The 1,661-nt window shown below is 65.4% G+C and carries 1 pseudogene; it reads right to left on the bottom strand.

Annotation, left to right across the window (positions count from 1 at the left end):
• Positions 1–285: 285 nt before the first annotated feature.
• Positions 286–1,584: pseudogene (locus WBB07_RS10310) on the bottom strand (aminobutyraldehyde dehydrogenase); the annotation flags it as partial.
• Positions 1,585–1,661: the final 77 nt, after the last annotated feature.

Raw genomic sequence — 1,661 nt, 5'->3', positions numbered from 1 at the left:
CCCCCAAAAAAACGGGCTCGCTCGTCAGTTACACCGTTACAGATAACACTGTGTTCCTCGTAGATCCCGCGCATTCAAACGCACCTCGGTAACTGTCTTACACACAGCTATTACCGTTACAGATAACAGGAACCGGCTGTCCAAGATCACCGAGCTGACCGGAGCCAATCCGTTCGACGAGAACGACCGCATCAATTTCCGGATTGCGCTGTGGGCGGCGCGCAACATGGGAATGCGGGACCTCACCGATCCGTGAGCGATACCGGCCCCCCGACCGGTTACATCCTAGCGCTTGGTGAAAATCGTTCGGTGCCAACCTTTGTCGGCCACCGCGGTGATATCGCTCATCACATGCTTGACGGTGAGGTACTCCTCGAACGAGTAGTCGCTCATGTCCTTGCCGAATCCGGAGGCACCCACACCGCCGTGCGGCATCTCGCTGATGATCGGGATGTGATCGTTGATCCACACGCATCCGGCGTTGATCTCCCGCGACGCGCGCTGCGCCCGGTACACGTCACGGGTCCAGGCCGAGGCGGCCAGCCCGTACGCGGTGTCGTTGGCCTGCCGTAGCGCGTCGTCATCGTCGGTGAACGAGCGCACCGTGAGCACCGGACCGAACACCTCATCGCGGTAGATCTCCGAGTTCTCGTCGACATCGGCGATCAGCGTCGGCCGGTAGAACGCACCCGGAAGGTCAGGTGTGACACCACCGGTCACGATGCGCCCGCCCTGACCGGGTGCCCGCCCGACCATGTCGGCGACCTTGGCGCGGTGGGCGAAGGAGATCAGCGGGCCCAGGTCGGTGTCGGGGTCGGCCGGGTCGCCGACAACGATCTTGCTCATCACCTCTGCCACCCCGGCGACAAAATCGTCGTACAGGTCGCGGGCGACGATGGCCCGGGTGGCTGCGGTGCAGTCCTGCCCGGAGTTGATGAGCGAGGCCGCCACCGCCCCCTGGATGGCGGCGTCGAGGTCGGCGTCGTCGAAGACCACAAACGGAGCTTTCCCGCCCAGCTCGAGCTGGGTGCGGTGTCCGTGCACGGCAGCGGCCGCCATCACCTTGCGCCCCACCGGTGTCGAGCCGGTGAAGGTCACCACGTCGACGTCCGGGTGGCCGGCCAGCGCGGTGCCCACGTCATGGCCGGCTCCGGTGACGACGTTGAGCACGCCGTCGGGCAGGCCGGCCTCCTTGGCGATCCGAGCCAGGGTCAGGGTGGTCAGCGGCGTCAGTTCAGCGGGTTTGATGACCACGCTGCAACCCGCAGCCAGCGCCGGGATCACCTTCCACACCGCCATCTGCAGCGGGTAGTTCCACGGGGTGATGGTCGCGACCACGCCGACGGCCTCGCGCCGGATGCTCGAGGTGTGGTCGGGCGAGTACTCCGCGGTGGCTTTACCTTCCAGATGCCGGGCGGCGCCGGCGAAGAAGGCGATGTTGTCGATGCTGCCCGGCAGATCGAATTCCGTTGCCAACCGGACAGGTTTGCCCGTCTGGCTGACTTCTTCGGCGATGAAGACCTCGGCATTGGCATCGACCAGCTCGGCGAGCTTGTCGAGCACCGCCGAACGCTCCGCCGGGGATCGACCTCAGGCGATCCGGCGTTGTCCCACAACCGCCGGCTCAACACCGTGGACATCCGCTGCAGGTAGGACAGCCG

The organism is Mycobacterium sp., from assembly GCF_049647605.1.
Lineage (GTDB): Bacteria > Actinomycetota > Actinomycetes > Mycobacteriales > Mycobacteriaceae > Mycobacterium.
This window is presented reverse-complemented; position numbering and strand designations above follow the sequence as displayed.